Consider the following 4,908-nt stretch of genomic DNA (forward strand, 5'->3'; position numbering starts at 1 on the left):
TTATATATTTTTTATCGTTTTTACATCGATACTAATCTCAAGATCTTTACTAATTAGCCATTCAGCAGGGTCTGCTTCAGAGGTAGCAAAATTAATATTCCAGTCAGTTCGGTTAACAGTAAACTTTGCCTGCACGGTTACAATCCCGTCTATTATTGTAACTTTTGCTGGAAAAGTTACGTTTAGAGCTTTTCCTTTAAGAGTAAGGTTACCGCTTACCATTTTATTTGCTCCTTCTATAGTAGCTTTATCATTAGGTTCTAATGAAGTAACTTTTGTAATTTTAAAATCTGCGGTCGGGTATTTTTCTACATCAAAAAAGTCAGCGTTTTTCAAATGAGCTTCTAATTGTAAGTATTGCGCACCTTCTTCTGTTACTGATCCCGGATCTACTTGAATTGACTGCATATTCATTGTAAAGTCACCTGCTGTAAGTTCTCCATTCTTAACTGATAATTCACCTGATCTAAGGGTAAGTGTACCCCAGCGTGGAAAAACACCACCTTTATGAAATGCTTTCCACCCTATTTTAGAGGTTTCTAAGTTTGCAGCTGATATTTTTCCTGTTTTTTCAGCAGCCTGTTGTTCTTTTATTGTTTCAATTTCTCCGCATGCCGTCAAGAATAAAGCAACGGCAAGGAATGTCAGGATATTTAATTTTTTCATTTGTTAACGATTGTAATTTGTAATTTGTTTTAAAATAATCATTGGATTTTTTTGCAAAAAGAATCTTCTTAATAGGAGGCAAAACTATAATTCATTTTATATCAATACAATAGCTAAAACAAGCTATTAAAATTCGCATCATTGTTTTATTTTGAGACAAAAACAATAGGAATAGCTTCTTGTCTTATAGTAAATAAGTTTTTGCAGTTATATAAGACGATCCTAATACCCATTTTAAGGTATATTTTAGATGATTTGAAAATTCAATACCTGCTAATGATACAAGTAAAGACTGTATCTATAGCCTTAATTGTTGTACTCAACGCCCATCCAACCACTTTTTTTACTCCATCTAGTGTGTTGACTCGATCCATTCATTAAAGTAATATAAAACTATTTAATAGGGTCTATTTGTATTAAAATAGCGCTATTTAGCTATTGTCGCCTATATTCTGAAAAAATAGTTTTGCAACATAAAAGTTTGGCTAAAACAATTCAATTAAAAATGAGAGCAGAGAACGTAAGGATTAAATGTTTACTGTACAAATATTTAAGAATGGTAAAAATGTGTAGGCATAAACTTTTAATATTTGAAAGACTAGGTATTGATGAATCGAAGGGCGACAGATTACTTATAACCTGTGATATTCCTTCGAAATCAAAACTGGACATTTTGAAATCAAAACTAGTAAAATTTTCTATCATCAATACTTAATACGTTTTGTCAAAAACATCTAAAACTTTTACCAAACCGTCTTTTGAAGTAAACCTATTGAAAAAGCCTGCAGATTTTAGAGCTGCAGGCTTTTTTTTTTACAACCTAACCTACGGTGCCATCCGCCTGCTCGTTCACTTTGTTCAACAGAAATATAGCCCCCAGGAAAAAGACCAGCGAGAACGCAGGCTGTGCAACCTCCATAAAATCATAACCACTATTGCATTTCGCAATAAATGCAGAGACCATACAAATACAAAAGCCAACATATACCCATTCCCTTATTCTCTGAGGAGTTTGAGGAAACAGCAATACCACTGCACCAATTATCTTCGCAATAGTCAACTCTATCCGAAAATAAGCCGGAAAGCCCATACGTCCGGTAAAATCAGCCTGATGCGTTTCAGCAAACCAGGCAGCAAACAGCATGTAAAAAGACATTAGCCCAGTCAACAGCCAGTAATAGAATCGTTTGTTTTTCATTTGTTTTCGTGTTTCAAATTAATTAGCCAATAATTGTTATTTGCCTAATAACGATTGAAACTATAAAAGGGGGACAAGCCCTAAATAAACCGAAGTACTCACCTTATCACCCAGCGCATCCGTCAAATGCATCCAGGCATGCACAGCATCTCCTGCAAAATTCTTCGGCATTTTTAAATCCACCTCTTTTGCAAAACGCAGAACAGCATTTTCATAGGTTACAAATTCCTCCTTTTCCGAATTGTAAAGGATAAAAGTGACCAGATCAGTCTCTGCACAAAAAGCAGACTCAGGTCCATTCTCCCATTTTACATGCAATACCTGATCAACCAGCACAACAACCTCTTTAACAAAAGACACCAATAGCTCGCCCCTGCTAAAAATGGCTTTAGAAAAGTCCAGGCCATAATTAGGCCCAATACCAGTTAAAACCTGCTTCATATGATGGGATACCGCACTGTTCATTGCCGTCTTTTCACTAATTTGAGCCCTATAACCAATATTGATCAAATGCAAAACTGGCCGTAACCAACCACTTACTATAGCCAGCTTTAAACGCTGGTTCTTTTGTGCCTGCGTTGCCCGTTTTTTAGATTTATTTGGCATACTGCGCAAATAAGTAATCCCCCTGCAACTCGATCCGATAACCTGGCCAACTTTCCCAGAGAAAGGACCATTTATTCCATCTTTATATCTTCCCATTTTCCTGAAATTCTAAAGTTAAATACCATGGTTTATTTCTATAAACCCAATTAATTAAGGCGCTGACGGACCTACGCCACGCCAGCGCCTTTATCCTACTACAACACTGCAGTGGTTCCTACATACGCACTATCACTTACCTCTTTTCGGCTCACACTAACAAAGCTCATCCAGCAATGCACATCATCACCAATCCAGTCGGCAGGTACCGGCAGCGTAAAACTTAAAGCACTGCGTGCGGCAATATCCTCTACCGACAAAAACAGTTCCTTAACTGGGTTATACACCAACAGCGTCGCCAGATCCGTTGCAGCAGTACTTGTACCAACAGGAGGCGTATTATTCAGCCAATCAAACTTCACCTTAGCCGTAGCCACAGATTCCACACCAACAACAGAAGGTCTCAGCAAATGCCCCTTGCTAAACTTTACCTTTGGAAAATCGATGCCCAGGTTTGGATAAACCCCGGTAACCGCTTTCTCAATGTGGTAAGCCACCACTGCATTGATTGGTGTCTGAGTACCCCTGTAGCTCTGATAACCGATTTTAATCAGGTTATTGATTGGCCTGAAAAAACCAACTACCATTTTAAAAATTAAACGCTGTGTCAATTGAGCCTGCGTTGCAGGCTTGTTAGACTTACGCGGTAAACTCTTCATATAGTCAACCCCGCGCCATGCCGCACCAATCACATGCCCTATTTTACCCGAGAATCCGCCGTGGACTCCTTTTATAAATGTTCCCATTTTCTTGAAATTTTAAATCGTTAAATACACTTGTTAATTATGTAATTGCTTAGCCTGCAGGACCCGCAGTACCTGTGCACCGGTACCGCTTTTCTAATTACAGGAACAAACATAACTCACTAGTATTTAACTACCTAGACCTCAAAACACTTTGACACTGTTTGACACTCTTTTGTCACCGTTTGACACACATAGCTACCCATTTTATCCTGTTGAAATCCACAGAGCGCAAACAACAGGAACCGTTAAAAAAGGCAGAAGACAAAATGAACACAATTCAACCACCACCACCAGCAACAGTAAAACCAAGAAAATCAAAGGCGTATTGATGAAGTACAACTAAAAGTACAGCATAACCCCAACTCTCCACCCTCCCCAGTCTGTCCGCCTCCAGTCCGCACAAAAAAAAGCCGGAAGAATCTCTCCTCCGGCTTATTCAAATATTATATTGAACTTAACTTTATACTAATGCTTAGATTTCAGCTATAGAAAGATTGGTTAATTCAGCAATCTCTTCAACATGCATACCTTTTGTTTTTAACTTAACCCAACTCTCCACCCTCCCGGTCCGCACCCCCTCCAGTCTGCGCCCAAGAAAAATAGGATTTCATGATGGAGCCTCAGAATCTAAAAGATTCAGCGACATCAGAAATCCTATTTTTCACAAAGCGAAGACTTCAAATAAACCCACTTCTTCCCTACCCTTTTCATCACCCACTTCCCCTGTTCCTCGCTCCTTCTGCGGTAAAATGTCCGCTTCTCCATATACAGAAACTCCATAGCTTGCTGCGCAGTCAACCATTCCTCCTGCTGAACAACAGGCGTACCAAACTCACGGATAGCCAGTTTAATCTCCACCAAGGTCAATAAAATTTCCTGAAGAACAGGCAACACATCAGCATGCATACAATTAAACACTATCCAGGTTTGCACCCAGGAAAAATATGTTTTCATGATCAAGCCTCAGAGCCTGTAAGGCTCAGCGCGATCAGAAAACATATTTTTCATAAAAGGTTATTGCTTACTCACCACGCCAGGCCCATAAGCCACTTCAGCATCACTAATAAATCCCTGATCATTAATGTAATCCTGCAACGTAGGATACACCGAAGCATCAAACACAACCTTACAAGGCACAGAACCCGCAGCCCCGCAACTCGGCGTAGAACCCGTAGCCAGCGTCCAGTTAGAAGCATTCCTCGCACCAGTAGACGTACCCAAATTGTACGTGTAAGCAATTAAACCCGCCTTTTGAACAGACGCTGCTTTAGTAAAAGCAAAAGCTGCGGTCAATCCGCCAGCACACAGCACGACCATTAAAGCCGCTTTAAACGATTTTTTCATGTTTAAATAATTTAGTTGTTAAAAAATGTTGAATTATATATTCAATCCGTGTCGCGCGCCACAAAGAATATTCAGGAAGAAACAAGCGGGTACCAGAAACACTGGCACCCGCGGGTATTAACCGACAACACCAAAGCCAGGGCTAACCAAGCCAAGAACGGCAGCAGTGTTTACTTTAATTCGACATGTAAATGGGTAACCGAGATGCGTAATATTCATAACAGAGTGCTTTAATTTTGATATATCCAAAGA

Annotated in this window: 7 protein-coding genes; 1 reads left to right on the top strand and 6 read right to left on the bottom strand. The window is 39.4% G+C overall.

Annotated features, from left to right (window positions below; genetic code table 11):
- The 4 genes from DBR11_RS13570 to DBR11_RS13590 all read right to left on the bottom strand — a co-directional run bounded on the left by DBR11_RS13570 (window position 1) and on the right by DBR11_RS13590 (window position 3,312).
- Window positions 1–666: a YceI family protein gene (locus DBR11_RS13570; RefSeq protein WP_108553208.1), complete on the bottom strand. Its 666-nt coding sequence runs from the start codon at window positions 664–666 to the stop codon at window positions 1–3.
- Window positions 667–1,486: 820 nt separating this feature from the next.
- The gene (locus tag DBR11_RS13580; protein WP_108553210.1) at window positions 1,487–1,864 is read right to left on the bottom strand and encodes a DoxX family protein; all 378 of its coding nucleotides are present in this window, start codon (window positions 1,862–1,864) and stop codon (window positions 1,487–1,489) included.
- A 60-nt stretch (window positions 1,865–1,924) separates the two neighbouring features.
- Window positions 1,925–2,566, bottom strand: coding sequence for a DUF6266 family protein (locus DBR11_RS13585; RefSeq protein WP_108553211.1), 642 nt, complete (start codon window positions 2,564–2,566; stop codon window positions 1,925–1,927).
- 98 nt (window positions 2,567–2,664) lie between these two features.
- A complete protein-coding gene (locus DBR11_RS13590) occupies window positions 2,665–3,312 on the bottom strand; it encodes a DUF6266 family protein (RefSeq protein ID WP_108553212.1) in 648 nt (215 codons plus the stop codon).
- A gap of 172 nt (window positions 3,313–3,484) precedes the next feature.
- Between DBR11_RS13590 and DBR11_RS29605 the strand changes: the two genes are divergently transcribed.
- Window positions 3,485–3,655, top strand: coding sequence for a hypothetical protein (locus DBR11_RS29605; RefSeq protein ID WP_158275287.1), 171 nt, complete (start codon window positions 3,485–3,487; stop codon window positions 3,653–3,655).
- A gap of 311 nt (window positions 3,656–3,966) precedes the next feature.
- Here the strand turns inward: DBR11_RS29605 and DBR11_RS13595 are convergent, their stop codons facing one another.
- Together DBR11_RS13595 and DBR11_RS13600 are read right to left on the bottom strand one after the other, a co-directional pair.
- Window positions 3,967–4,266 carry a hypothetical protein gene (locus DBR11_RS13595; protein WP_108553213.1) on the bottom strand — a complete coding sequence of 100 codons (300 nt, stop codon included), beginning with the start codon at window positions 4,264–4,266 and terminating at the stop codon, window positions 3,967–3,969.
- 60 nt (window positions 4,267–4,326) lie between these two features.
- A complete protein-coding gene (locus DBR11_RS13600) occupies window positions 4,327–4,656 on the bottom strand; it encodes a hypothetical protein (RefSeq protein ID WP_108553214.1) in 330 nt (109 codons plus the stop codon).
- Between the last annotated feature and the right edge of the window lie 252 nt (window positions 4,657–4,908).

Source organism: Pedobacter sp. HMWF019, from assembly GCF_003061025.1.
GTDB lineage: Bacteria > Bacteroidota > Bacteroidia > Sphingobacteriales > Sphingobacteriaceae > Pedobacter.

Excerpts from the sequence above, each read along its gene's own strand:
- DBR11_RS13570 (WP_108553208.1), bottom strand. The coding sequence starts at position 666 with ATGAAAAAATTAAATATCCTGACATTCCTTGCCGTTGCTTTATTCTTG.
- DBR11_RS13580 (WP_108553210.1), bottom strand. The coding sequence starts at position 1,864 with ATGAAAAACAAACGATTCTATTACTGGCTGTTGACTGGGCTAATGTCT.
- DBR11_RS13585 (WP_108553211.1), bottom strand. The coding sequence starts at position 2,566 with ATGGGAAGATATAAAGATGGAATAAATGGTCCTTTCTCTGGGAAAGTT.
- DBR11_RS13590 (WP_108553212.1), bottom strand. The coding sequence starts at position 3,312 with ATGGGAACATTTATAAAAGGAGTCCACGGCGGATTCTCGGGTAAAATA.
- DBR11_RS13595 (WP_108553213.1), bottom strand. The coding sequence starts at position 4,266 with ATGAAAACATATTTTTCCTGGGTGCAAACCTGGATAGTGTTTAATTGT.
- DBR11_RS13600 (WP_108553214.1), bottom strand. The coding sequence starts at position 4,656 with ATGAAAAAATCGTTTAAAGCGGCTTTAATGGTCGTGCTGTGTGCTGGC.